Below are 25,755 nucleotides of genomic sequence, written 5' to 3'. Positions count from 1 at the left end.
ATACATCTGAAAAAATTACTGGCGTCCCTACGGGGATTCGAACCCCGGTTACCGCCGTGAAAGGGCGATGTCCTAGGCCTCTAGACGATAGGGACGTTTCAGAGGTGGGCGTATATTAGGTCGATTTAATAAAAGTGTCAAATAGTTTTCTGAATAAATATTAAAAAAAGCTATCAAGCGCTTAAAAATAACTCAAATTGTAGAAAATATATACATTTAGCCCTCTTTTTTCTGAAAAGGTTCAATAATTGCCTTTATCACGGAGGGATGTTGTAAATATCCTAAAATCTCATGTGGCTGGTTAGCGAAGGTAAAAATTTTCTGATTAATAATAGGTGGATCAAAGTTAAAAGGAGCCTCAGATAATGGAAATGCAGTCAGAAAATCATCTTGGGAATAAAAATTAAACCATTCACCGTGAATACAGGGTGGTCTGGCAATTGGGCTCGGGAGCTTACTTTGAATGACGCGAAAAGATAAAGGGGACGCTAAAGTTATAAATCGTTTAACTGAAAATTGATAAGATGGGTCTGAAAATAGCCGATAGGCAATGACTGAGCCGAGAGAGTGCGCAACGACAATATAATCATCATCTTCTCGCATTTTCTTTAAAATTCGCTCATTCACTTCTTGCATAAATTCAGGATTAGATAAGTACATATAAGTTTCAATCAGAAACTGCTGTATCAAACTCTCATGCAATTTTGGAAAGTTGTTTAAAAGAACAACCAATTCTTTGAGTACTCGATCCTTTACGAGTTGAGAGGTCAGATAGAGTCGTTCTGAAAAGCTTTTTTCAGCTTGATCCGTTGATGGCGACAATAAAGGAATAAATGGGGTGTGTTCTTTCGTTGGGGGATTATTCTCATGTAAATGAATAGGTAAATAATTATTTAAAAAAGTTTTAGGTAACAAGGTTGTAAGATCTAATTGATTACTTAATTGATATTTATTCATCAAATCGCCATAAAATGGCATATGAATATGAAGATCGCGTACGTTAACTTTGCAAGGCATTTGCTTTAGACCGAGCTTAAATACTTTTAACCAATGCTCTTTCAATCGATGTGCTGTGTAATTCTGTTGATTCATCCCGTGGATAAATATAATTTTCATTCTATGCAAGGAATTGTTTTTAATATAAATTTTAATTTACAACGGTATGTTATATAAAACCAGTATGTAGACAAAAAAAAGTGTAGCTTTTTGCTACACTTTCATTGAATAAGGATGGTTTAGACTTTATTGCGGTAAAAAATAAAATAGCTGATATAACATAAAGCTGTAAAAATAAGGCAGCCTACAAAACCAGCACGCATTTCAGGGTCTGCTGCCATACTTAAACAGGTAATAAAGCAGAAAATAAAACCTAAAATCGGGACGATAGGAAATAATGGGGCAGCATATTGTAAGTCTTTAACTGTATGGCCAGATTTGTACCATTGGCGACGGAAATTAAATTGACTTAAACAAATGCTCATCCAGACAATAACCATAGTAAATGCTGCAACGCCAAGCAGATTTTTAAAAATAGTCTCTGGGGCAAATTGCTCTGATAACAAGCCTGGAATTGCTCCAAACATTGTTACAACTAAGGCAACAATAGGTGTTCCACTTTTTGAGAGCGTAGCAAATACGCTAGGTAATAATTTTTGTTCTGACAGTGACCACATCATACGTGAAGCGGCATAAAGGCCTGAGTTTGCTGCCGAAAGTAGGGCTGTAATAATTACAAATCTAATAATATCATCCGCATATGGAATGCCAATATAATTAAATACGGTAACGAAAGGGCTACTACTTACGCTTTCACCGCCTAAACCTGCAAGCTGGAAAGGAAGTAAAGCACTAATAACAATAATAGTCCCTACAAAGAAAATAAGAAGACGCCAAATCGCTGCATTAATTGCTTTGGGTACATTTTGAGCCGGATCTTTGGTTTCACCTGCTGCTACGCCAATTAATTCGGTTCCTGAGAAAGCAAAGTTAACAATCAGCATGGTGGTGAAAATAGGAATTAAACCATGCGGGAACCAGCCTTGAGCTGTAAGATTGCTAAATAGTGGTGCAGTTTGGCTACCATGAAAAGGAATTAAACCAAAAATTGCTAATAGGCCCAGTACAATAAAAGCAATAACGGTAATTACTTTAATAAGAGCTAGCCAAAACTCAGACTCAGCAAAAATGCGAGTTGAACTAATATTTAAACCAAAAATAGTGATTGCAAAAACAATTGTCCAGATCCACATTGAAATATGTGGGAACCATTCCTGCATGAGTAATGCTGCGGCTGTGAATTCAGTTCCAAGCGTTGCAGTCCAGGTCAACCAGTACATCCAAGAAATCATATAGCCTGTACTGGGGCTGATATATTTTTTGGCATAGGCACCAAAAGAGCCTGAAACAGGCATATGTACAGCAAGTTCTCCTAGGCAGAGCATGACCATATAAGCGATCGCGCCACCAAGAATATAGGCAATAATTGCGCCAATAGCTCCAGTTTGTGAAATGACTTCCCCTGAACCTAAAAATAAACCAGTTCCGATTGCCCCGCCTAGTGATAGCATAACAAGATGGCGAGTACTCATGGCTCTTTTTAAAGGTGCAGTACTGTTCTGATGCTGATGAGCATCTAGTTGATTGTCAGATGGCTGCATATTACACATTGAGAGAATTAAGAAAGACGCTATTTTAGATAAAATAGACAAATGTGCAATCTAGAAAGAGATAAAGAATAAACAGTAAGGTGACGATAGAGTCTTTTTATAATTTTTAAAGCAGAATATGGCGTCCCTACGGGGATTCGAACCCCGGTTACCGCCGTGAAAGGGCGATGTCCTAGGCCTCTAGACGATAGGGACTTGATGAGGCAAACACAAAGGAGCGTGGTGGAGTCAAGCGGGATCGAACCGCTGACCTCTACAATGCCATTGTAGCGCTCTACCAACTGAGCTATGACCCCAGTTTGTGTGAGCGCAATATTAGGTTGAATGCGCTCACACGTCAACTAAAAAATGAATTAAACTTCGCTAGTTGCTTCATTTTTCGGCAATTTTAAGCTCTCATTGAGTTTTTCCCAATTTTTAACTTCTTTCTTGCTTGGTCCACCCACAATTTCTAAAGCGCGACGTAAACGAGCGAAAGTTAAATCAGGTCCAAGGGTGACCATTGACTGCATTACAGGTGTTGAGCTGGTTGAACCTGCAATTGCGATAAAGAACGCAGGCATGAAATCGCGTAATTTAATCTCCATCTGGTTCGCAAGATCCATCAGAGTTTGGCTAACAGTGTCATTGTTCCATGTAAATTGGCCTTCAAGACGCCATATTGCAAATTGAAGACTTTGACGAACCTGTTCAGAAGTCAATTTTTTACTTTCAAACATTTCTGCTGTGATTTGTGGCATATGGTTAAAATAGAAACCAGCCCAATTTACTGCTTCTGAAAGCAAATTAATACGCGGTTGAATGGCAGCAGCAATATCTTCTAAAGTGCTGCGATCACTCTTCCATGTTAATAAACGGTCTAATAGTTGGCCGGGAGTTAAACCTTTAATCCATTGACCGTTAAGCCAGTTTAATTTTTCAACATCAAAAATCGGACCGCCAAGTGATACACGTTGAATATCAAAGTTATCCATCATGTCTTGTAGCGTAAATACTTCTTTTTCGTCCGGCATTGACCAACCCATACGGCCTAAATAATTTAACAAGGCTTCTGGTAATACACCGATATCACGGTAGTAGTTAATTGATGTCGGGTTTTTACGTTTAGATAATTTTGATTTATCTGGGTTACGTAACAACGGCATGTGGCAAAGTGTCGGCATTTCCCAACCAAAATATTGGTAAAGCAACTGATGCTTTGGTGCAGATGGAAGCCATTCTTCACCGCGCAATACATGAGTGATTTCCATTAAATGGTCATCAACGACATTGGCTAAATGATAAGTTGGTAATCCATCATTTTTAAGAAGAACTTGCATATCGACTTGCGCCCAAGGAATTTCAACTTCCCCGCGTAATAAGTCATTAAATTTACAAATACCTTCTTCAGGTACTTTCATACGGATAACATGTGGTTCGCCCGCTTCCAAGCGACGTGTCACTTCTTCTTGAGAAAGTTTTAACCCACGACCGTCATATTTTGGTGTTTCACCACGTGCTTGTTGTTCTGCACGCATCTGGTCTAGTTCTTCGGCTGTAGCAAAACAATAAAAAGCATGACCTTTTTCAACAAGTTCTAACGCGTATTGCTTATAAATTCCCATACGTTCAGATTGGCGATACGGTGCATGTGGCCCCCCCACATCTGGACCTTCAGACCAATTTAGGCCTAACCAACGCAATGAATCCAAAATCATTTTTTCAGACTCTGGTGTAGAGCGAAGTTGGTCTGTATCTTCAATCCTTAAAATAAATTCTCCGCCATGTTGTTTCGCAAAACACATGTTAAATAAGGCGATGTAGGCGGTGCCGACATGAGGAAAACCAGTAGGGGAAGGTGCAATACGAGTACGAACTTTCATAGGTAATGGGTCAAAATAAAAATTGAAACTATTATAACGAAAAAGCCCAGTATTCTGACGTTTTATTTAACATCAGACTGGGCTAAAACTGAAACGGTGAGGGGGAGTTTCAGAATTTAAGATGCATGTGGCTGGAAGATCGCCTGAACAAAACGTGAAAAACGTTCGTGCTGAGCAGCAAGAAAGTTTTGAGTGGGGGTAACGCGAATTGAATTGAGTACTTTAAGTTCATCATTTGTAGAAGGTAATACAATAGGATTACGTTTCTGCTGATCTAAAGCTTTTTCAATAAGCGAAGTCTGCTTATCTGACCCAGTTTTGTTTGGAGTATCTTTAAGTACTGCAGCTGCAGAAAACTGTGATGCCAAACCCAGCACCAAACTTAAGCTTAACGCTTTTCCATAATGAATTTTCATTATTAATCATCCCCTCTGTTCATTACATTTCATCTATTTTTTGAGTTTAACGAAATGTAAAATTACGGTAATGCTACGATTTAAACATAAATCTTAATAAAAAAGTGGAACTGTGTCACACTTTTTACAAAAATTATCTATATTTTAATCTGGTCGGCCCAAATGTAGGCCATATGTATCCTTTGCGCTTCATTATTTAACAAATTAATGTGTAGATAAAGTGAAGGCCCTCATTAAGTTGTAAGAATAATTACAAAACTTTTCAAAAATGAAATAACTTAGACATCTTAATCTATATATTTTAAAGAGATTAATAAAAAATATATTAATATAAGTAATTGATTGTAAATTATAAAATTAAAAATATAGTAAAACTAAAACCAATGATGGATTTTGTAAATGAAAAAAATATCAATAATGGCTGTAGCGGTGTACTTGGGAATGGCAACAGCAGCTCAGGCAGCTACTTCTTTTTTAAACGTTTCTTATGATCCGACTCGAGAATTTTATCAAGAATATAATCAGGCCTTTGGTAAGTTCTGGAAACAACGCACAGGGCAGGATGTTGAATTTAAACAGTCGCATGGTGGATCTGGTAAACAAGCTCGGGCGGTGGCTACTGGTTTAGAAGCTGATGTTGTAACGTTAGCGTTAGCTAATGATATTGATGAGATTGTGAAAGCAGGCTTTATCCAGCCGAATTGGCAAAAAGAATTTCCGAATAATTCTGCACCTTATACTTCTACAGTGGTATTTCTAGTACGAAAAGGGAATCCGAAAAATATACGTGACTGGAATGACTTAACAAAACCAGGCGTTGAAATTATCACTCCTAACCCTAAAACAGGTGGCGCACCTCGTTGGATCTATTTGTCTGCATGGGGCTATGCCTTAAAGCAACCAGGTGGTAATGATGCTAAAGCTCGTGAGTTAGTTAAAAAACTTTATCATAATGTAAAAGTACTTGATTCGGGCGCACGTGGTTCATTAACAACATTTGCTGAACGTGGAATTGGTGATGTTTTATTATCATGGGAAAACGAAGCTTTATTGGCAACGAAAGGACCTGATAAAGATAAATATGAAATTGTTTACCCATCAATTTCAATTTTGGCAGAGCCATCAGTCGCAATTGTAGATAAAACCGTTGATAAAGATGGGAATCGAACTTTAGCAAAAGGCTATTTGAACTTTTTATATTCACCGTTAGGGCAAGAGCTTGCTGCTAAACATTATTTCCGACCGCGTAATGCTCAAGTGGCTGCTAAATATGCAGCCCAATTCCCAAAAATTAAATTATTTACCATTAATGATGTTTTTGGTGGTTGGGCGAAAGCTCAAAAAACTCACTTTGCTAATGGTGCGATTTTTGATCAGATTTATGATGGTAAACAATAAGAAAACTATTGAAATAGATTATCGTTTTTTAGATTAAAACTGCATTCAATTTATTTATAAGTCGGCAAGCGTGCCCTAAAGGTACGTTTGCCTTTTTATTTTGCTTAAAAAATGCTAACAAAACGGTTTTATCTATGAAAAATTAATATTTTCCTACAAAAAGCAGTTTGGCGTTGGTCATAAACAAGGTGATAATGTGCAGTTACATTTTCACGCTATGATTTAACACCTATGTCGCATATTTCTGTCTTACTTTCCGAGACCATTGAGAGCTTATTGGCAGATCGCACAACTGGGGTGTATATCGATGCAACCTTTGGAAGAGGTGGGCATACCCGTTTATTGCTTTCTAAACTTGATGAAAATGCGCGAGTGTATGCATTTGATAAAGACCCTCAAGCATTGGAAGTTGCTGCTACTTTGGCACAAGAAGATTCAAGATTTACCATCATTCATGCCAGTTTTGCTGATATCAAAGAGAAGATGCAGGAAATTGGTGTGATGAGTGTTGATGGAATTATGGCTGATCTAGGGGTTTCATCTCCTCAACTTGATCAGGCAGAGCGTGGTTTTAGTTTTATGCAAGATGGTCCGTTGGACATGCGAATGGATAATTCTAAGGGCTTAACTGCTGCCGAGTGGTTACTTAAAATTGAAGAAGAACAATTAGCAAATATTATTTATCAATATGGTGAAGAGCGTTATAGTCGACGTATTGCTAAAGCCATTAAACTAGCTGGAAAACTAGAAACGACCGCTCAATTGGCGGAAGTTGTTAAAACTGCTCATCCAAAATGGGAAAAACATAAACATCCAGCGACACGTGCATTTCAGGCTATTCGAATTGCTATTAATAAAGAGCTAGAAGATATTGAACTGTTTTTGCCGCAAGCTGTAGACTTACTAAAACCGGAAGGACGTTTGTCTGTTATTAGTTTCCATTCTCTTGAAGATCGACTGATTAAGCAGTTTATTCAAAAAGAATCTACGTTAGCAGAAGATTTCGGTTGGGGAATGCCTGAGCAGCGGGTAGATACAAGAAGATTAAAGAAAATTTCGCGGGTTCGTGCGAGTGAAGAAGAAGTAAAAGCGAACCCTCGTTCACGTAGTGCATGGCTTCGGGTTGCTGAACGCTTGGAAGAAAAAGGCGCGTAATGAAAAGCAGTGATGAAATCGCAACCACAGAAAACAAAGTGGTGAAAAAAGTTGTTGTGTATACAGTATTGGTGGCGCTTGTTTTTATAAGTGCCATGATGGTGGTATTTCAAGTATTTGAATATCGTCATGATTATAGAGAGCTTAGCTCTTATATGCGTGAACGTGATGATCTCAATGCTGAATGGGGGCGTTTGCTCATTGAGCAACAAACCTTTGGTGCAACAGCACAGATTGGTACGCGTGCTGTAACTCAGCTACGGATGTTTTCTCCACCGGCTGCAGAAACGGTGGTAATTTCTTTACCAATGACCTCAGAGCAAAATAAGTAAGGCCTTGCTGTATGGTAGATAAGCGAACAAAACAAACACGGAAAAAACAGCAGTCTATTTCGGAAAAACCAACTCTTGCATTTGATATGTGGCGGTTTTATCTGCTCTGGGCAGTAGTGCTGCTCTGTTTTGTTGTTTTAATTGCACGTGCATTTTATGTACAAGTAATTAATAAGGATTTTTTACAAAACAAGGCCAATGCCAATATTTTGCGTACTGAGCGTGTGGAAGCCATGCGTGGCGTGATTAGTGATCGCCACGGGGTACCTTTGGCAATTAGTACACCGATCATGAAAATCGTAATGGATCCACGTGATTATTTCGATACGAAGCACTTATATGACCAAATTACAGAAGAATTAAAGAAAGATCCGAATAATCGTAAATTAAAAAGACAATTACCCGATAAAAACTTGAATCTTGATGAGTTGGCGGATGTTGTTGGTTTAGACCGTGCCGATCTTAAAAAACAGATGAATGCACGACCGCGTTCTCGTTATCTGGTTTTGAAAAAAGAAATACCACCGCAACAGGCAGACCTCATTACGAAGGGTAACTTTCAAGGGGTATATGCCGAGAAAACGTATAAGCGTTATTATCCTCAACCACAGCCAAATGCCCAGATTATTGGTTTAACCAACAGTGAAGGCCAAGGGATTGAAGGCTTGGAAATGCAGCTCAATAAACAGCTGTCGGGTGTGGATGGTGAGCAAAAAATTATTCGTGATAAGCGCGGAAACCGTCTAAAAGTTTCAGAGGTTATTCGTGAGGGTGAACCGGGCGAAAACATCACTTTAAGTATTGACTCCCGTTTGCAGTACATTATGTACCGTGAATTAACGGCTGCTGGTGTTGCAAATAACGCTCGCTCGGCAACAGCTATTGCTGTAGATGTTAAAACTGGCGAAATTTTGGCAATGACAAGTTGGCCGTCATATAACCCAAATGACAAAAACGGTTTATCTAATAAAGATGCCATGCGTAACCGCGGTGCGATTGATATGTTCGAACCGGGTTCAACCATGAAGCCATTTACTGTTTCTGCGGCACTGGAAACTGGACAATATACGCCAAATACCATTGTAAACACTTCTCCTGGTTCAATGCGTTTAGGTTGGCATACGATTCGTGATACTCATAATTATGGTGCATTAACTGTAAGTGGCGTGATTATCAAGTCTTCAAACGTGGGTTCTGCAAAAATTGCATTGTCGCTTCCAAAGCAAACATTGCCGAGCTTCTTTAATCGCGCTGGCTTTGGTAAACGTTCGGCTGTGAAGTTCCCGGGTGAAAGCTCAGGTTTGGTGCTACCGGTAAGTAAATTAAATTCTTCCCAAATTGGTACCATGGCTTATGGTTATGGTCTAAATGCGACTATTCTCCAGTTGGCGCAAGGCTATGCAATGCTTGCAAATCATGGCGAGAAAATGCCTTTAAGTCTGCATAAGTTAGATCAGGCACCTAAAGGTGAACAAGTTCTAGCTCCAAAAATTGCCGATCAGGTTTTGCTCATGCTAGAGCAGGTAACTATGCCTGGTGGTACTGCAAAACAAGCTAATATTCCGGGTTATCGTGTTGGTGGTAAAACTGGTACGGCGCATAAACTTCGTGCAGACCGTAAAGGTTATTCAAATAATGAATACCGTGCTTTATTTGCTGGTGTAGCTCCAATTAGTGACCCGCGTTTAGCTGTTATTGTTGTGGTTGAAAACCCGCAAGGCCGTTATTACGGTGGTTTGGTTGCTGCCCCTGTTTTTGCACGCATTATGCAAGAATCATTGCGCTTAATGAACGTACCGCTTGATAAACCCCTTGATACTCCAGAAAACCCTATTCGCAGGTAAGCTATGTCTGTTTCTTTTCAAGAAATTAATCCAGTCGAGATTGATGCACAGTGGTCTAAGCAGCCTTTTCATGGCTTTAGTTTAGACAGCCGTAAAGTTGATTTAGGCCAAATCTTTATCGCCTTGACCAGTTATAGCCAACCTGAAAAAACGCGTATATTTGCTGAGTCAGCTTTAGCCAATGGTGCACTTGCTATCATTAGCGAGACTGAGTTGGGTTTGGAAAATGAGTGGGTATGTCCTGATGTACGTCAGCGCATGGGTGAGTGGCAACAGCGTTATTTGCAGCAGATAGATCCAGTTGCACCAGCACGTATTGTTGCAGTGACAGGCACAAACGGTAAAACGACAATTTCACGTCTAATTGCCGAGTTAATTAGTTCGCAACAACAGCAATGTGCAGTGATGGGAACTACGGGTAATGGTATTTTGCCAGACTTAACACCATCAACGCATACCACACTTGATGCTTTACAATTACAAAATGCGTTACATGACTATGCTAAACAAGGTGCAACTTTTGCGTCTTTGGAAGCAAGCTCACATGGTTTAGAGCAGGGCCGTTTAAATGGTTGTGCTATTGAAATTGCCGTTTATAGCAATTTGAGCCGTGATCATCTGGATTATCATGGCACTTTAGAGGCTTATGCTGAAGCTAAGGCTCTTTTATTCCGCTTCAGCTCTTTAAAAGTGGCTGTTATTAATCTGGATGATGAGTATGCTGCTCTAATGGTAAATGCAGCAAAACAAAATCCTGCTCAGCCAAAGATTCTGACGTACTCGCTTACTCAAAATACAGCAGATTATTATATTAGTGACCTAAGTTACAGTTTGGTAGGGGCGACTTTTAATTTAGTCAGCCAGCAAGGTTCTTTTGCTGTTCAAAGTCCATTATTGGGACATTTCAATGTCGAAAACTTGATTGCAGCACTTATTGCTGCTGAGCAAGCAGGTTTTGATTTAGAAGCATTAGTCGCTTTTGTCCCTCAATTGATTGGTGCACCAGGACGAATGCAGGTCATTCGTGATGGTGAGCGTTTATTTGTTGTGGATTATGCGCATACGCCAGATGCTTTGATTCAGGTACTTAAAACTCTAAAACGTCATGTATCTAATCAACTTTGGGCTGTATTCGGATGTGGTGGAGATCGTGACCGTGGTAAACGTCCACTAATGACTCAAGCCGCTTTAGATGGTGCAAATCCGATTATTTTGACTTCGGATAACCCAAGAACTGAAGACCCTGAACAAATTTTTGCTGATATGAAGCAAGGAATCGATTTTTCAGGGCACCGTATGCATGAAATTCATGACCGCCGTGAAGCAATTAAATTTGTTGCACAGCAGGCTCAGGCTGGTGATATTGTTGTTATTGCTGGTAAAGGTCATGAAAACTATCAAGAAATTAATGGTGTGCGTCACTGGTTTGATGATGTTGTTGAAGTTCAATCAGCCATTGCTGCGCAACACCATACTGTAGACGCTGCTTACCCTGCACAATAGGACAAATTATGCATACTTCAACCACCAGTACCGTGCCTTTGGAACCGTGGACAGCTCAGCAATTACAACAGGCAACACAGGGCTACTGGCATAAAGACCAGATCCCTCAAACTGAAATTAAACGTATTTTGACGGACTCACGTCATGCGGAAGCTGGGGATGTTTTTTTAGCACTTAAGGGTGAACGTTTTGATGCGCACGACTTTGTAGCTCAGGTTGCAGCGAATGGTTGTCAAATCGCAATTGTTGAACGCCCTTTGGATGTAGCTATTGCACAGTTGGTTGTTGCCGACACTCGCTTGGCTCTCGGGCTACTTGGCGCTTATCGTCGTGAGCAAAATACACAACTAAAAGTGATTGCCTTAACAGGAAGTAGTGGCAAAACTACAACCAAAGAAATGCTGGGTAGTATTTTATCGCGCTTAGCACCGACACTAATCACTCGAGGCAATTTAAATAATGACCTCGGTGTACCCATGATGTTGCTTGAACTGAGAAAAGAACATCAGTTTGCTGTTATGGAGCTGGGTGCAAGTCATCAGGGTGAAATTGATTATACTTCTAAGTTGGTTCAGCCGCATGTTGCGGGCATTTTAAATATTGGGACAGCTCATTTGGGTGAATTTGGTGGACGTGAAGGTATTTGCCGCGCTAAATCAGAAATTTATCGTCATATTTTACCAAATGGCGTTGCAATCGTTCCACAACAAGATGACTTTACTACTGAAATTCATAAAGCTGCGCAAGCACATCGCATTTCTACATTTGGTGTAGGGGGTGATATTTATGCAACAGATATTGAATTATTGCCTCAATCAACAAATTTTACTCTACATACGCCGCAAGGGACGAGTACCGTTAAACTCCCCTTTGCAGGTGAGCATAATGTGCAAAATGCCACTGCGGCTGTAGCCTTTGCTTTGGCGCTTGGTATTGGACTTGAAGATATTGTCCAAGGCTTAGAGCAAGCTCAGGGTGCTAAAGGTCGTCTAAACTTTATTCAAAAATCTCCTTACTTATTTATTGATGATACTTACAACGCCAATCCGACTTCTATGCGCGCTGCTGCACAAGTGTTGTTACAGCAACAAGGCATAAAAGTGATGGTAATGGGTGATATTGGTGAGTTGGGAGATAGCAGTTGGCAAGAGCATCAGGATTTAGGCCATGATCTCGCTCAGCTTCCTTTAGATCATATTATTGCAGTTGGGCAGTTTGCTTCAGCCGCTCTCGAGGGTGCAGACTCTCATTCCAATAAAGTGAAAGCATTTCAGACACAAGCTGAGGCGCTTCCATTTCTAATCAATCTAATCCAAACACATCAACCCCAGTCCATGAGTTTCCTGTTTAAAGGTTCTCGCTTTACTCATATGGAAACGTTGATGGCTGATTTGATGGAGAAACTTTAAATGCTGTTATGGTTGTTTGAACAACTTGCGGGCTATCACAGCTCGTTTCAGGTCGTTCGTTATTTAACATTACGTTCTTTACTCAGTGTATTAACGTCCCTGACCATTGGTTTGGTCCTCGGACCGATCATGATTCGTAAATTACAAGCGTTAAAATACGGTCAGGCAGTAAGTTCATTTGCTCCTGAAAATCATGCTAAAAAGATGGGTACACCAACGATGGGCGGGATTTTAATTCTGCTTTCAATTGGGATTAGTACTTTACTCTGGGCTGATTTATCTAACCCTTATGTCTGGATTGTGCTTGGTGTAATGGTTGTGTTCGGTGCTGTAGGTTGGGCAGACGACTGGATTAAAATTCGCTATAAAGACAATGCAGGTTTACCTGCACGTAAGAAGTTTTTCTGGACTTCTGTTGCATCCCTTGGTGCTGGTATTGCGTTATATTTAATTGCAACTCAACAGTCCAATGCAGAACATACTGCAAATATGCTGGATTTATTGATTCCTTTCTTTAAGAATCTTTCAATTCCACTCTCAATTGTTCCTTTAGGCTTGGCATTTATTGTATTTACCTATCTGGTGATTAATGGTGCCTCTAACGCGGTTAACTTAACCGATGGTTTAGATGGCTTGGCGATCATGCCTGTTGTAATGGTAGCTACAGGCTTAGGTGTATTTGCTTACTTGTCTGGTGACATCCGTTTCGCTAACTATTTACATATTCCATATGTAAAATATACCTCTGAGCTTGTTGTGGTCTGTTCTGCCATGATTGGCGCAGGTTTGGCATTTCTTTGGTATAACGCGCACCCTGCCCAAATCTTTATGGGTGATGTTGGCGCTTTAGCTTTAGGCGCGATGCTTGGAACAATTGCTGTCATGGTGCGCCAAGAAATCGTATTTGCGATTATGGGTGGTGTATTTGTAATGGAGGCAGTATCTGTCTTCTTGCAAATTGGATCGCTGCGAATGCGTAATAAACGCGTATTCTTAATGGCGCCGTTGCATCATCACTATGAAAAGCAGGGCTGGAAAGAAACCCAAGTTGTGATTCGTTTTTGGATTATTACAATTATATTAGTAGTTTTAGGTCTAATGACTTTAAAATTGCGATAGATCTTATTTTAGTGTCAATATAAAGCCAGTTCTACTGGCTTTTTTTATTGGAGAGATGAATGACAAAAGTTGCTGGTCTAGACCAATTATCTGTAATTAATCAAAAAGTGGTTGGTGAGGGTGAGGTGTTACCTCAGGTCTTACTTAAAGATGGAAGCCAGGTACAAACAGGAACTGTCGCTACAATGTTGCATAATATTGAATTATATAATGCAGGGCAAAGAGGACAGATTGAAGAGGAATTAAAGATCGCAATTCCAACTTTAGTCAAGGTTGGTCTGTTTGATTTATTTCAAGTAGATGAATGGATTAATGGAACAAATGCAGGGCGTACATTTGTGGGAATGCAGGCAAAGACTTATTTACAGCAAAAAGAACAAGAGAATAATTAAAAGTGACTAAGCAAATTTTAATGTGTCCTGTGTGCCGTCAATCTCTGGATTTAAATGAAAAAACTTGGCGATGTGGACAAGGGCATAGTTATGATGTCGCTAAACAAGGTTATGTCAATTTACATGTTGTGCAACATAAACACAGTAAAAACCCCGGAGATACGCCAGAGTCAGTCGATGCGAGACGAGCTTTTTTACAAGGCGGTTATTACCAACCCTTACAACATGCTGTAGTCGCTTTGTTGAAACAACTCGATGTAAAAACTGTACTTGATATTGGGTGTGGTGAAGGCTATTACACAAGTGCCATGCAGCAAGTGGTTGAGCAATGTGTTGGCGTTGATATTGCAAAAAATGCGGTACAGCGTGCAGCAAAGCTCAATGCTGAAGTGACTTGGGTTGTGGGAACTGGTGCGACTTTACCTGTGCTTGATCAAAGCATGGATGCATGTACCAGTTTGTTTAGCCCAATTCCACAAGCAGAAATTGCACGTGTTTTAAAAGATGATGGCTATTTAATTGTTGTCACGCCTGCCTCTGAACATTTATATGCAATGCGTGAAGCTTTATTTGAACAAGTTAATCCTCACACGCCAGAAAAGTTTGTGGAGCAGTTGCAAGATTTGTTTGAGCTCAAGCAAGAGCAAATTATTGATGCCCCTTTTGTGCTTGATCAGCAGGCCTTAAAAAATCTAATTGCTATGACGCCTTATGCTTATAAAGCTTCTCCCGAACGTCGTTTGCAGTTAGAGCAGCAGTCGCAATTAGAAGTAACGGCCTCTTTTCAAATTTATGTCTTTCAGAAGCGTAATAAAGAAGCTAGCTAATAGACTATTTTTAAAGCGTAAAAAAAGCCATCTAACGATGGCTTTTTTATTATTTATTCAATCTGATTAATCAGATTTTCTAGTTCATCTTTTTCTCGCTTAGGCGCAGGTTCCTGTGAAGGTCTCATGGCCGGAGGTGCAGCTTTTGATGGAATAACAATTTCTTCGCCAGGTAAATCGGCAAAGTCATTGTTATTGTTGAGCTTCGGTTGCGGTGGTGCTGGACGATATAGTGGACGAGCCAATGGTGGAGCCGCACGATAAGTTTTCTTGTCGCTAACTTCTACTACCGCTTGAGTTTTGTCACGTGAAATAGGTGCTTGAGCATCTTTGTCGAGGCGAACCCAAGCTGATGGTGTACCTTCCAATGCTTGACCCATAAAGTTGATCCAGATCGGTAATGCAGCAATACCACCGTACTCACGACGACCTAGTGTCGTCGGTTGGTCAAATCCAACCCACGTCACAGTAACTAACTTGCCATTGAAGCCAGCAAACCATGCGTCTTTTGCATCGTTGGTTGTACCTGTTTTACCGCCTAAGTCATTACGACCAATTTTAAGCGCAGCACGGCCTGTACCATGTTCAATAACGTCTCGTAAAATATTAGCCATGTCATAGGCAGAACTTGATTTTAAAATACGCTGCGCCTGACGATATTCACTGTTCGCTTTATCAGTCTGTTTAAGATTAAGTTGCTTAGCTGCCTTTTCTTTCTGCTCTACATCTTTATTAGTAACTTCAATCACTTCATCATCTGTTGTTGTCGTTTTTTGCTCGTCATCAGTTGTGTCAGGCGCGTTAATACATGGAATACATGCATATTCTGGCTTAGCTTCATAAATCACTTTACCGTATGCATCTTCAATACGTTGAATAAAGTGCGGTTGAATGCGATAGCCGCCATTGGCAAAAGTCGAATATCCCGTTGCCATTTGAATTGGTAAGACTTGAGGAGTACCTAAGGCAATGGTGTAGTTACGTGGAATTTGATCTTCTTGTAAACCAAAATCCATAAATAACTGGCGAGTACGTTCAATTCCGACTGTCTGTAAAAGACGTACAGATACGGTGTTACGAGATAAATACAACGCACGGCGTAATGGAATCATTCCTAAATAACGACCGTCTGAGTTTCTCGGTGTCCACTTACCAATCGTAATAGGACTATCATTAACCATACTGTACGGTGTCATACCGCGCTCTAGTGCCAATGCATAGACAAAAGGTTTAATCGTTGAACCCGGTTGGCGCCAGCCTTGTAAAGCACGGTTAAATTTCGATTGATAGAAGTTATAACCACCTACAATTGCTTCAATTGAGCCGTCATTAGGATTGATTGCAATGAGTTGACCTTGAACTTTTGGAACCTGAACTAAAGACCATGCTGTTTTTGCTTCATTTGGACGTAAGCGAACAATATCTTTAACTTGAACAATTTGAGATGCACGGGAAGGAGCACCACCTACACTATTCGCATTGCGATAGGGACGGGCCCATGACATACCTGACCACTGTACAGTAACTGTTGTGCCATCTTGCATTAATGCTTCAAAAGAGCTGCTATTTACCTTGGTAACTTGTGCAGGGTAGGTGTTGGCATATGCTCTAAATTCACTTAATGGTTTGTCATGTGCTTCAGCACCGCGCCAGCCATGACGACGGTCATAAGCTTCAAGACCATCTTGCACAGATTTTTCAGCAATCGCTTGGCGTTTAGCATTGATGGTTGTATAGACTTTATAGCCAGAATCAATTGCTTGTTCGCCAAAATGTTTTACCAGTTCTGAACGAACCATTTCACCTGCATAAGGGTGAATATTATTTAGATCCCGATTGGGCATATTGAGGTTGATCGGTTCAGCCACAGCTTTTTGGTATTCTGCTTGAGAGATATAACCCAGCTGTAACATACGACCTAAAATCCAGTTACGACGTTCAAGTGCACGCTCTGGATTAACCACAGGGTTGTATTTAGAAGGCGCTTTTGGCAAACCTGCGATCATTGCCATTTGAGCAATGCTTAGCTCATTAATACTTTTGTTGTAATAAATTTTGGCTGCTGCTGCGATACCGTAAGCATTTTTTCCTAAGAAGATTTTATTCACATAGAGACTGAGAATTTCTTCTTTGGATAAATTTTGCTCAATTTTTCGAGCTAAAAAGATCTCGGTTATTTTGCGTTTTAATGTTCTTTCTGGACTCAAATAATAGTTCTTTGCAACCTGCATAGTGATGGTTGAACCACCAGTTTGCACATCAGAACCAGTCACACTTTCACTTAAAGCACGCCCTAAACCCTTAAAACTGATCCCGCTATGTTCAAAGAAAGAAGAGTCTTCTGCTGCTAAAAAGGCATGAATAAAAGCAGGAGGAATTTGTTTGTATTCAACTGGAATAGACAGCTTACCACCATACTCGGCAATCAGTTGATTATCTGATGTGTAGACCTGTAGTGGTTTTAAAAGCGGAGCTTTTTTTAGTGAACTCATTTCTGGGAGCGATGGGGCGATATAGAGATACATGCCATAAAAGCCCATCGGAAGTGAGACTAAGATAATAATAATGATCAAAAAAATTGGACGCACGAAGCCCAAACTGGATAGCTTTTTCATGATAAGTAAGCTTTAATAAGATCGAATACAAACTAATTGTGGTCAGTATAGCCTTTAGACATGCGGATTGTTAGATGAGATATTGTATCCGTGTAAAAATAAAGACCTAGATTATTGGTTTGTAATTTTTTTTGGGGATAAAAAAATAATAGGACAATAGTGTGCTCAGGTTATATCGTAAACCGAATAAGGGGTTAATGGGTGTCGATATTAGTTCGACTTCTGTTAAGTTGTTAGAGCTCTCTGTTAAGAACGGTAAATATTGGGTAGAAAGCTATGCTTTGATGCCTTTACCCGAGAACAGTGTAGTTGAAAAAAATATCTTGAATCCAGAGGCAGTTGCGGAAGCTTTGGAACGGGCGATGAATTTAGCAAATCCCCAAACCAGTAACGCTGCAATTGCTGTTCCAACATCGACGGTTATTCATAAAACCATCGAAATGGATGCAGATATGAATGATGATGAGCGAGAAGTTCAGATTCGATTAGATGCGGAACAGTATATACCGTTCCCTTTGGATGAAGTGAGCCTTGATTTTGAGGTTTTACCAGATCGACTGCCTAATCCAAACCGCGTGAATGTACTTTTAGTTGCAACAAGAACAGAAAATGTTGAAACGCGAGTAGAAGTGCTGGAACTGGTGGACTTAACTCCTAAGCTTGCTGATGTAGAAAGTTATGCTGTCGAGCGTGCTTTTAGTGTATTTGCTGATAGCTTGCCAATGGGTGCAAATACCATTGGTATTTTAGATATCGGCCATACCATGACTACATTATCGGTTATGCAAAGTGGCAAAATCATTTATACCCGTGAACAAGTCTTTGGTGGCAAACAGCTGACTTTGGAAATTCAAAGCCGTTATGGTTTGTCTTTAGAGGAAGCGGGACGGGCTAAAAAAGAGCGCTCTTTACCAGATGATTATGACATCGAAATCTTAGAGCCATTTCTTGATGCTGTAGTGCAGCAAGCAGCTAGATCTCTACAATTTTTCTTCTCTTCATCACAATTCAATGAAATTGACCATATTTTACTCGCTGGTGGGAATGCCAATATTCCTGGGCTTGCTAAATTGTTGCAGCAAAAACTTGGTTACCGTGTGACCATTGCCAATCCGTTTTTACAAATGGGTTTTTCTCCTCAAGTCGATGTTCAAAAAATTGAAAATGATGCTTCTTCGTTAATGGTGGCATGTGGCTTGGCTTTAAGGAGTTTTGATTAATGGCAACAATTAATTTACTCCCTTGGCGTGATGGGCTTAGGGAACAGCGCAAAAAGCAATTTATTATTTTCTGTTTTGGGGTAGTTGTTCTGGGGATCACCACTGTATTTTCTGGGTGGTTTTATTTGAATCAAAAATTAAATGATCAAGAACAAGCTAATCAACTCATCACCAGTACAAACCAGAGTCTAGATCAAAAACTTAAAACCTTAAATGGTCTGCAAGAACAGCGTGACGCTATTATCGAGCGTATGAAACTTATTCAGGGATTACAAAGTCAGCGCCCTGTTGTCGTTCGTTTGGTAGATGAATTGGTACGTGTTACTCCTGCTACAATGTATTTGACTAAATTTAGTCGAACTGGAGATAAATTTACCATTGAAGGTAAAGCGGAAAGTCCAAATACGGTTGCGGAGTTATTACGTAATCTCGAAGGATCATCATGGTATCGCAACGCTTTTATGAACTCTTTCTTAGCGACTGAAGAGAAAAAAGATAAGACTGCGAGTTCGCTGCTTCCTCGAGTGGAAGATAGCTATGGCAGTTTTGTTGTGACTGTTGATTTGGGCGAAATGGGGGTGACTACAACAGATGATACCGCCAATACGTCTGTAAGTACGGATAAGGGGGCGGTTAAATGAGTCCGGATGAACTTCATGAGTTGTCGTTAGAGCAAGCTCCATCTAAGAAAAAAAAGATCACTTTAGAAAAATTTCTTCAGCAATTTAACACACTAGATATGAACAGCTATGGTAGCTGGCCATTATCTGTGAAAATTACTTGCTGGATTTTTATTTTCTTTGCTGTGTTGGCTTTGGGATATTTTGTTGTTATTCAGCCAAAGCTACAAGCAATTGATAATGCACAGGCACAAGAAAGTAATTTGTTGAATGAATTTCGAGAAAAAGATTCAAAATTGCGTAACTTGCAGCAATATCAGCTTCAACTTCAAGAGATGCAAGCAAACTTTAATCAGCAGTTAGAGCAACTGCCAAAAGAAACCGAAATTCCAAGTTTGGTTGAAGATATTAATTTAACTGGGGTGAATTCTGGCCTGAAGTTTAAAAATATCCGTTTAGAAGATGAAGTGAAGCAGGAAATTTTTATTGAACAGCCTATTACGATGGAAGCAACCGGCGATTATCACGCTTTTGGTGCTTTTGTCAGTAGTATTGCGGCATTACCACGTATTGTGACAATGCATGACTTTGTTGTAGAGGCTGCATCTGTTAAAGATAGTAAGTCAGATATTCCTGTACTTAATTATTCTATTAAAGCAAAAACTTATCGCTATATGGGCGCCGCAGAAAATGCTGAACATCCGGAAAACAACGCTTCGGCTTCAGTAGCACCTGTTTCCTCTACTGCTAATACACAGTCGAAATAGGAGCATTACAATGAAACTTAAGCAAATTTCTTTTTCTATTTTGACATGTTTAGTTTTAGTCGGATGTGACTCGAGAATTGACGCTGTAAATCAGCAAATGGCTGATATACGTAACCAGCCACCACAGCAGATAGATCCAGCACCGGTTTTCACACCTGTGCCACAGTTTAATTATGCGGCTCATCAGCTAAAGAGTCCATTTTTACCAAGCTCACTTGCTGCTGAGCTCAAAATTATGGCAGGAAAACGGGTATATCCGAATTTCTCACGTGCACCTCAGCCTTTAGAAAGTTATGCATTAGAATCCTTAAATATGAAAGGAAGCATACGTAATAACCGTGGGCAAGTACTGGCTCTTATCCAATCACCTGATCAGCAAATTGAGCGAGTGCAGGTGGGGAACTATATCGGGATGAATCAAGGGCGTATTACCCATATTGGTCCAACCCAGATTGATCTGGTGGAAATTGTCCCCGATGGGCGCGAAGGCTATGTGGAGAGACCAAGAACCTTAGTGTTAATTGGACCCGCACCCTAAAATTTAGGGAATAACAAAGAAAAAGTATTTTTAAAGATTATTTAATTGGGGATGGTCAGACAATGAATCACGTATTCCGTCAGTTTTCTATGGGGGCTGTAGCCATTGCAGTTATGCAGGTTGCATCTGCACAGGTCAGCATGACCAATATTGTACCGACACAAATTGCAGGTCAGGGTACAGAAATTAGAGTTATGTTTAATGGTTTGCCGCCACAACCACAGGCATATCAACTTGAAAATCCTTCACGTTTGATTTTGGATTTTAATAAAGCTCAGCAGACTTTAACACAGTCAAAAGTGGCAATTGGTACAAATGAAGCGAGTTCGGTCGATGTCAGTTCTGACGATCAGCGCTCACGTTTAACTGTAAATTTAAAAGAGGCGGGTGCGTTTACAACACGCATAGAAGGCAATACTTTTATTTTAAAGATTAATTCAGCTCAAGCAGCTATTAAACCTTTACCAACAAGTACGATGCAACCCCAAGGTGTTTCAAATATTGGCTTTCAGCGTGGTGGTCAAGGTGAAGGGTTAATTGTTATTGATTTATTGGGAAGTAATACCCCTGTTGATGTTCAACAACAAGGCAGCAAAGTTGTAGTGAGAACACTAGGCTCTAAAATTCCCACTCATTTAGCTAAACGCTTAAATGTGAACGATTTTGCGACCCCTGTTTCTACCATCGAATCTTATAATGAAAAAGGCAATGGCGTTATTACGATCCAATCTACTGGTAGCTATGAATATATGGCCTATCAAGCGGAAAATAAACTCACCATTAGCTTAAAGCGTCCACAAGACAAAAACGTAACTTCTTTATATAAGACGCCTAATTACTCTGGTAATAAGCTTTCTCTCGATTTCCAGGATATTGAAGTTCGTAGGGTTCTACAGTTACTTGCCGATTTTACGGGCATTAATATGGTGGCCGCCGATAGTGTTCAGGGTAATATTACTTTGCGCTTGAAAGATGTTCCGTGGGATCAGGCACTTGATATTATTTTAAAAACTAAAAATCTGGATAAACGCAGAAATGGTAACGTTATTTGGATTGCGCCTGTTGCAGAGTTGATTAAGGCTGAAGAGGAAGAAGCTAAGGCTGTTGCTCAAAGTGTCAAACTTGCACCCTTACAAACTGAGTATATTCAACTTAAATATGCGCAAGCTCAGGATATTATGGGTTTAATTACTCAAGGCTCAAATAATAGTAATGGTTTACAACGGACTTCTGCTGGCGGAACATCAACTTCTACTAACTTAAATACGGGTGTTGATAGTTTAGGCAATAATGTTGGGAGTTTGTTGAGTCCACGTGGAACAATTACTCAAGATGATCGAACCAACACCTTAATTATTAATGATACAGCACAGTCGATTGATCAAATTCGTAAAATGATTGATTTGTTGGATGTGCAAGTCAAACAGGTCATGGTTGAGGCGCGAATTGTAAGAGCCTCTACTTCATTCACCAAAGAGCTTGGCGTTAAGTGGGGAATATTATCGCAAGGGATTACCAATAATAACAATTTGTTGGTGGGGGGTAGTGATACGACGCTTTGGAATTTAAGAGAACCAGATGACAAAGGTAAATACACGATTGAACGGCCAGATAATTTAAACGTTGATTTGGGTGTTACCTCAGCCGGAGCCAGTAGCATAGCTTTTAGTTTAATCAGTATGTCTGATTTTATGTTGGATTTAGAGTTGTCAGCATTGCAGGCAGATGGTTATGGTGAAGTGATTTCAACCCCAAAAGTCATGACTGCTGATAAACAACGAGCTAGAGTGGCAACAGGTCAGCAAGTTCCATATCAAACTACAACTAATTCTGCTTCTGGTTCAACTGCCACAACTTCTTTTAAAGATGCACTTTTAAGTTTGGATGTTACGCCAAGTATTACACCTGACGGTAAAATTCAAATGAAATTGGATATTTCAAAAGACTCGGTTGCCGATAGTGCTCCTAATGGCGAGTTAATTTTGAATAAAAATCAGATTAATACCAATGTATTGGTGAATAATGGGGAAACCGTTATTTTGGGTGGAGTATTTGAACAGGCAACTTCTAATTCACAAACCAAAGTTCCTTTCTTGGGAGACCTCCCTGTAGTTGGCCGTTTATTTAGAAAAGATGTGAAATCTGATGATAAACAAGAGTTACTGATTTTCGTTACGCCACGAATTGTTAATGACACTTTGGTGAGAAATCATTAATATATTTTTCAATGAAAGCAATTGAAATAGGTGGCGCCTTGCCAAGCAAAGCGTTTGAAACCCTGCCAAATATTTATTTGGTAGGGCCCATGGGGGCAGGAAAAACAACCGTTGGACGTCATTTAGCCGAACTATTGGGGCGTGAATTTTTAGATAGTGATCATGAAATTGAGCGCAAAACGGGTGCTACTATTCCTTGGATTTTCGAAAAAGAAGGGGAAATTGGATTTCGTACTCGTGAAACCATCGTTTTGAATGAGTTGACTTCTCGTAATGCCTTGGTATTGGCAACTGGCGGTGGTGCCATCACTCAAGCGCCAAATCGTGAGTTTCTAAAGCAGCGCGGTATTGTTGTTTACCTCTACACTCCTGTGGAACTTCAATTACAACGAACGTATCGCGATAAAAACAGACCTCTATTACAAGTTGAAAACCCTGAACAAAAATTGCGTGATTTGTTAAAAACACGTGATCCTTTATATCGTGAAGTTGCTCATTATACGATTGAAACCAATCAGGGCGCTGCTCGTGATCTTGCTCAAAAGATTTTGCAACTTATTTTGTCTAACACGCTAATATAGCCAAACTTACTCGTGGTTTTATAAATTCATGCAAACTTTACATGTTGAATTAGGCGAACGCCGTTACCCTATTTTTATTGGCAGTCAACTTGATCCTAAGCAGTTGCTTGAGCCTTATATTCATGGTCAACAGGTCATGATCGTGAGTAACGAAACGGTCGCTCCTTTATATTTGTCTCATTATCAAGAAGCGTTAAAAAGTTTGGGTAAAACTATAGCTACTTGTATTTTGCCTGATGGTGAACAATATAAAGATATTCAACATTTAAATTTAATTTTTGATGCATTACTTGAAGCTGGTTTTAACCGAGACTGTACGGTTTTAGCTTTAGGCGGTGGTGTTATAGGTGATATGGCTGGCTTCGCCTCAGCATGTTTCCAGCGTGGTGTATATTTTGTTCAGGTTCCTACCACACTTCTTTCACAGGTAGATTCAAGTGTGGGTGGTAAAACTGGAATTAACCATCCACTGGGTAAGAATATGCTTGGCGCATTTCAGCAACCTCAAGTTGTCTTGGCTGATATGGCTCAACTCAACACTTTACCAGATCGTGAGTTGTCTGCTGGATTGTCTGAAGTCATTAAGTATGCCTTGTTAGGTGATGCAGATTTTCTAGTTTGGTTAGAACAAAATATGGATGGGTTGGTTGGTCGAGATGCCAATCTTTTAGCAGAAGCAGTCTATCGTTCATGTGCTCATAAAGCCCGTATTGTTGCAAACGATGAAAAAGAGCAAGGCGAAAGAGCTTTACTCAACTTAGGTCATACGTTTGGTCATGCTATAGAATCTTACCTTGGTTATGGCACTTGGTTGCATGGTGAAGCAGTTGCTACCGGCATGGTCATGGCAGCTGATTTATCGCAGCGTTTAGGCTGGATTTCAAGCGATGATGTGGAGCGTACAAAAAAAATTATTCAACGCGCTAATTTGCCGATATCATGTCCAAAAATTCCATTGGATGAATTCCTTGGATATATGGCACATGATAAAAAAGTCCTCAATGGTCAATTACGTTTAGTGTTGTTAAAGCAACTTGGACAAGCGGTAATTACTAAAGACTTTGATGTTGAACTCATGAAACAAGCTATTTTGGCAAATCAACACGGATAATAAATTAAGGTAACACATGACTGTATCACGTACACTTTGGCAGAATGTTCAACAATATATCTGGTTGGTGGGTGGTATCGTCTGCTTGTTTCTGGCTTTTATTTTCTGGGTAATGACTGATAGTAAGAAGCTTGTCGAAGTTGAAAAAGCAGCCGATTCAGACACACCAGTGCAAATTCAGCCAGAAAAAGTGGCAACAACGGCTAACTTGGGGGCTTTAGCTGATGAAGTTAGGCCTCTTGATTTAACGACTCGGACGGTTGTATCTGGTCAACATGAGGCAGAGTTCCGCGGTACAAAGTTTATTAACGAAAACAAGAAACAATGGACGCTTGAGCTGTTCCGTGCATCTGACGAAGATATTATTAAAAACTTTTTAAAGAATCGTTCAGACCGAAATAAATTTATCTACTTCCGATTAAGTGGAGAAAAGCAATCTGAACAATATGTTTTGACATATGGCGTATTTAAACGTTCTGAAGATACAATTCAGCAGTTAACACAACTGAATCTTAATTTGCCTGAATCAATTAAGCCGCAACCTCAACAATTTTCGACTTATGTGCCACTCGTCAATGACTTAGGTGCGGATGAAATGAAAGGTGGGATTAGCCAAACTTATGAAGTGCGGTTACGCCCAGCTGCCTTACCTAAAATTGATGAGTCTTTGCTTATGGGCGCAGGTGTAAATGGGGCTATAAGTACGCAACCTAAAGTGGCTGCTCCGGCAACAAATTCTACAACTCGGACAACCATTATTCGTCGAGATGCCGAGGGGAATGTTGTAGATGTACACCAGTCTAATTCTGCTGTTGATACTGCTAAAAAGGCTCAACAAAATCGTGCAACTGAAGCTCCTCCAAAAAATGCAACAAATGAGGGCACAAGAGGAAACTAAAGGTAAGAATAATTTGCACAAATATAGTGCAATAATAAGAAATACATATACTCTTTGATCAAGTGTGGTGCATATTTGGTCATTTATTAAAATGATAGCCTGAATAAAACTGATCTATTTTTAATAAATATAAACACTTAGGTTGAAAAAAACATATTGGCATAGTTTTTGCTTTATTCTTGTGCTTATTAATGTACTGCTAACTATTTTGGCGCTCTAAAGAGTGAAGTCTATGCAGAGTCGTGGGGTCGAACTGCTTTAAAAGA

At 39.9% G+C, this 25,755-nt stretch carries 22 protein-coding genes and 3 tRNA genes; 17 read left to right on the top strand and 8 right to left on the bottom strand.

The window, feature by feature from the left end; genetic code table 11:
- Positions 1-19: 19 nt before the first annotated feature.
- From BMW38_RS16005 to BMW38_RS15975, 7 genes are all read right to left on the bottom strand, one after another.
- A tRNA-Glu gene (locus BMW38_RS16005) sits at positions 20-95 on the bottom strand.
- Between the two features lie 121 nt (positions 96-216).
- Positions 217-1,116 (bottom strand): hypothetical protein, encoded by a 900-nt coding sequence (locus BMW38_RS16000; protein ID WP_092709883.1) that lies wholly within the window; start codon positions 1,114-1,116, stop codon positions 217-219.
- A gap of 119 nt (positions 1,117-1,235) precedes the next feature.
- Complete coding sequence (locus tag BMW38_RS15995; RefSeq protein WP_092709880.1) at positions 1,236-2,657, bottom strand: amino acid permease; 1,422 nt, start codon at positions 2,655-2,657, stop codon at positions 1,236-1,238.
- Positions 2,658-2,785: 128 nt separating this feature from the next.
- Positions 2,786-2,861: transfer RNA gene (locus tag BMW38_RS15990), tRNA-Glu, on the bottom strand.
- A 25-nt stretch (positions 2,862-2,886) separates the two neighbouring features.
- A tRNA-Ala gene (locus BMW38_RS15985) sits at positions 2,887-2,962 on the bottom strand.
- A gap of 57 nt (positions 2,963-3,019) precedes the next feature.
- A complete protein-coding gene (gltX, locus tag BMW38_RS15980) occupies positions 3,020-4,528 on the bottom strand; it encodes a glutamate--tRNA ligase (protein WP_092709877.1) in 1,509 nt (502 codons plus the stop codon).
- A 116-nt stretch (positions 4,529-4,644) separates the two neighbouring features.
- On the bottom strand, positions 4,645-4,944 hold the full coding sequence (locus BMW38_RS15975) for a hypothetical protein (RefSeq protein WP_004639749.1): 300 nt from the start codon (positions 4,942-4,944) through the stop codon (positions 4,645-4,647).
- 399 nt (positions 4,945-5,343) lie between these two features.
- Here BMW38_RS15975 and BMW38_RS15970 point away from each other — a divergent pair, with 399 nt between their 5' ends.
- The 9 genes from BMW38_RS15970 to BMW38_RS15930 all read left to right on the top strand — a co-directional run bounded on the left by BMW38_RS15970 (position 5,344) and on the right by BMW38_RS15930 (position 14,923).
- A complete protein-coding gene (locus tag BMW38_RS15970) occupies positions 5,344-6,342 on the top strand; it encodes a sulfate ABC transporter substrate-binding protein (protein ID WP_092709875.1) in 999 nt (332 codons plus the stop codon).
- A gap of 231 nt (positions 6,343-6,573) precedes the next feature.
- Positions 6,574-7,497 carry a 16S rRNA (cytosine(1402)-N(4))-methyltransferase RsmH gene (gene rsmH, locus BMW38_RS15965; protein ID WP_092709872.1) on the top strand — a complete coding sequence of 308 codons (924 nt, stop codon included), beginning with the start codon at positions 6,574-6,576 and terminating at the stop codon, positions 7,495-7,497.
- Positions 7,497-7,829: a cell division protein FtsL gene (gene ftsL / locus BMW38_RS15960; protein ID WP_004789835.1), complete on the top strand. Its 333-nt coding sequence runs from the start codon at positions 7,497-7,499 to the stop codon at positions 7,827-7,829. Before rsmH ends, ftsL begins: the two co-directional genes overlap by 1 nt.
- A gap of 11 nt (positions 7,830-7,840) precedes the next feature.
- Positions 7,841-9,673, top strand: a complete 1,833-nt coding sequence (ftsI, locus tag BMW38_RS15955; protein ID WP_045433434.1) for a penicillin-binding protein PBP3 — start codon at positions 7,841-7,843, stop codon at positions 9,671-9,673.
- Between the two features lie 3 nt (positions 9,674-9,676).
- Positions 9,677-11,176, top strand: coding sequence for a UDP-N-acetylmuramoyl-L-alanyl-D-glutamate--2,6-diaminopimelate ligase (locus BMW38_RS15950; RefSeq protein ID WP_092709869.1), 1,500 nt, complete (start codon positions 9,677-9,679; stop codon positions 11,174-11,176).
- An 8-nt stretch (positions 11,177-11,184) separates the two neighbouring features.
- Complete coding sequence (gene murF / locus BMW38_RS15945; protein ID WP_092709866.1) at positions 11,185-12,585, top strand: UDP-N-acetylmuramoyl-tripeptide--D-alanyl-D-alanine ligase; 1,401 nt, start codon at positions 11,185-11,187, stop codon at positions 12,583-12,585.
- Positions 12,586-13,704: a phospho-N-acetylmuramoyl-pentapeptide-transferase gene (mraY, locus tag BMW38_RS15940; protein WP_092709863.1), complete on the top strand. Its 1,119-nt coding sequence runs from the start codon at positions 12,586-12,588 to the stop codon at positions 13,702-13,704.
- Between the two features lie 59 nt (positions 13,705-13,763).
- On the top strand, positions 13,764-14,096 hold the full coding sequence (locus tag BMW38_RS15935; protein WP_092709860.1) for a DUF7709 family protein: 333 nt from the start codon (positions 13,764-13,766) through the stop codon (positions 14,094-14,096).
- A gap of 2 nt (positions 14,097-14,098) precedes the next feature.
- A complete protein-coding gene (locus tag BMW38_RS15930; RefSeq protein WP_092709857.1) occupies positions 14,099-14,923 on the top strand; it encodes a putative RNA methyltransferase in 825 nt (274 codons plus the stop codon).
- Positions 14,924-14,976: 53 nt separating this feature from the next.
- Here the strand turns inward: BMW38_RS15930 and ponA are convergent, their stop codons facing one another.
- Positions 14,977-17,538 carry a penicillin-binding protein PBP1a gene (gene ponA / locus BMW38_RS15925; RefSeq protein ID WP_139193547.1) on the bottom strand — a complete coding sequence of 854 codons (2,562 nt, stop codon included), beginning with the start codon at positions 17,536-17,538 and terminating at the stop codon, positions 14,977-14,979.
- A gap of 161 nt (positions 17,539-17,699) precedes the next feature.
- Between ponA and BMW38_RS15920 the strand changes: the two genes are divergently transcribed.
- The 8 genes from BMW38_RS15920 (at position 17,700) to BMW38_RS15885 (ending at position 25,489) form a co-directional block, all read left to right on the top strand.
- A complete protein-coding gene (locus tag BMW38_RS15920) occupies positions 17,700-18,758 on the top strand; it encodes a pilus assembly protein PilM (protein WP_198496579.1) in 1,059 nt (352 codons plus the stop codon).
- On the top strand, positions 18,758-19,399 hold the full coding sequence (locus tag BMW38_RS15915; protein WP_092709851.1) for a PilN domain-containing protein: 642 nt from the start codon (positions 18,758-18,760) through the stop codon (positions 19,397-19,399). The genes BMW38_RS15920 and BMW38_RS15915 overlap by 1 nt, the downstream gene beginning before the upstream one ends.
- Entirely contained in the window at positions 19,396-20,145 is a 750-nt protein-coding gene (locus BMW38_RS15910) for a type 4a pilus biogenesis protein PilO (protein WP_092709848.1), read from the top strand. Before BMW38_RS15915 ends, BMW38_RS15910 begins: the two co-directional genes overlap by 4 nt.
- Before the next feature lie 10 nt (positions 20,146-20,155).
- Positions 20,156-20,683, top strand: coding sequence for a pilus assembly protein PilP (locus BMW38_RS15905; RefSeq protein WP_092709845.1), 528 nt, complete (start codon positions 20,156-20,158; stop codon positions 20,681-20,683).
- Between the two features lie 62 nt (positions 20,684-20,745).
- Positions 20,746-22,899: a type IV pilus secretin PilQ family protein gene (locus BMW38_RS15900; RefSeq protein ID WP_092709843.1), complete on the top strand. Its 2,154-nt coding sequence runs from the start codon at positions 20,746-20,748 to the stop codon at positions 22,897-22,899.
- A gap of 11 nt (positions 22,900-22,910) precedes the next feature.
- Complete coding sequence (aroK, locus tag BMW38_RS15895; RefSeq protein WP_003653807.1) at positions 22,911-23,480, top strand: shikimate kinase AroK; 570 nt, start codon at positions 22,911-22,913, stop codon at positions 23,478-23,480.
- Between the two features lie 28 nt (positions 23,481-23,508).
- On the top strand, positions 23,509-24,591 hold the full coding sequence (aroB, locus tag BMW38_RS15890) for a 3-dehydroquinate synthase (protein ID WP_092709839.1): 1,083 nt from the start codon (positions 23,509-23,511) through the stop codon (positions 24,589-24,591).
- 16 nt (positions 24,592-24,607) lie between these two features.
- On the top strand, positions 24,608-25,489 hold the full coding sequence (locus tag BMW38_RS15885) for a hypothetical protein (RefSeq protein WP_092709836.1): 882 nt from the start codon (positions 24,608-24,610) through the stop codon (positions 25,487-25,489).
- Positions 25,490-25,755 lie beyond the last annotated feature (266 nt).

This window comes from Acinetobacter sp. yr461 (genome assembly GCF_900110445.1).
Classification (GTDB): domain Bacteria; phylum Pseudomonadota; class Gammaproteobacteria; order Pseudomonadales; family Moraxellaceae; genus Acinetobacter; species Acinetobacter calcoaceticus.
This window is presented reverse-complemented; position numbering and strand designations above follow the sequence as displayed.

Bases quoted from the DNA above. Each gene is read 5' to 3' on its own strand.
- BMW38_RS16000 (WP_092709883.1), bottom strand. From the start codon at position 1,116: ATGAAAATTATATTTATCCACGGGATGAATCAACAGAATTACACAGCA.
- BMW38_RS15995 (WP_092709880.1), bottom strand. From the start codon at position 2,657: ATGCAGCCATCTGACAATCAACTAGATGCTCATCAGCATCAGAACAGT.
- gltX (WP_092709877.1), bottom strand. From the start codon at position 4,528: ATGAAAGTTCGTACTCGTATTGCACCTTCCCCTACTGGTTTTCCTCAT.
- BMW38_RS15975 (WP_004639749.1), bottom strand. From the start codon at position 4,944: ATGAAAATTCATTATGGAAAAGCGTTAAGCTTAAGTTTGGTGCTGGGT.
- BMW38_RS15970 (WP_092709875.1), top strand. From the start codon at position 5,344: ATGAAAAAAATATCAATAATGGCTGTAGCGGTGTACTTGGGAATGGCA.
- rsmH (WP_092709872.1), top strand. From the start codon at position 6,574: ATGTCGCATATTTCTGTCTTACTTTCCGAGACCATTGAGAGCTTATTG.
- ftsL (WP_004789835.1), top strand. From the start codon at position 7,497: ATGAAAAGCAGTGATGAAATCGCAACCACAGAAAACAAAGTGGTGAAA.
- ftsI (WP_045433434.1), top strand. From the start codon at position 7,841: ATGGTAGATAAGCGAACAAAACAAACACGGAAAAAACAGCAGTCTATT.
- BMW38_RS15950 (WP_092709869.1), top strand. From the start codon at position 9,677: ATGTCTGTTTCTTTTCAAGAAATTAATCCAGTCGAGATTGATGCACAG.
- murF (WP_092709866.1), top strand. From the start codon at position 11,185: ATGCATACTTCAACCACCAGTACCGTGCCTTTGGAACCGTGGACAGCT.
- mraY (WP_092709863.1), top strand. From the start codon at position 12,586: ATGCTGTTATGGTTGTTTGAACAACTTGCGGGCTATCACAGCTCGTTT.
- BMW38_RS15935 (WP_092709860.1), top strand. From the start codon at position 13,764: ATGACAAAAGTTGCTGGTCTAGACCAATTATCTGTAATTAATCAAAAA.
- ponA (WP_139193547.1), bottom strand. From the start codon at position 17,538: ATGAAAAAGCTATCCAGTTTGGGCTTCGTGCGTCCAATTTTTTTGATC.
- BMW38_RS15915 (WP_092709851.1), top strand. From the start codon at position 18,758: ATGGCAACAATTAATTTACTCCCTTGGCGTGATGGGCTTAGGGAACAG.
- BMW38_RS15910 (WP_092709848.1), top strand. From the start codon at position 19,396: ATGAGTCCGGATGAACTTCATGAGTTGTCGTTAGAGCAAGCTCCATCT.
- BMW38_RS15905 (WP_092709845.1), top strand. From the start codon at position 20,156: ATGAAACTTAAGCAAATTTCTTTTTCTATTTTGACATGTTTAGTTTTA.
- BMW38_RS15900 (WP_092709843.1), top strand. From the start codon at position 20,746: ATGAATCACGTATTCCGTCAGTTTTCTATGGGGGCTGTAGCCATTGCA.
- aroK (WP_003653807.1), top strand. From the start codon at position 22,911: ATGAAAGCAATTGAAATAGGTGGCGCCTTGCCAAGCAAAGCGTTTGAA.
- aroB (WP_092709839.1), top strand. From the start codon at position 23,509: ATGCAAACTTTACATGTTGAATTAGGCGAACGCCGTTACCCTATTTTT.
- BMW38_RS15885 (WP_092709836.1), top strand. From the start codon at position 24,608: ATGACTGTATCACGTACACTTTGGCAGAATGTTCAACAATATATCTGG.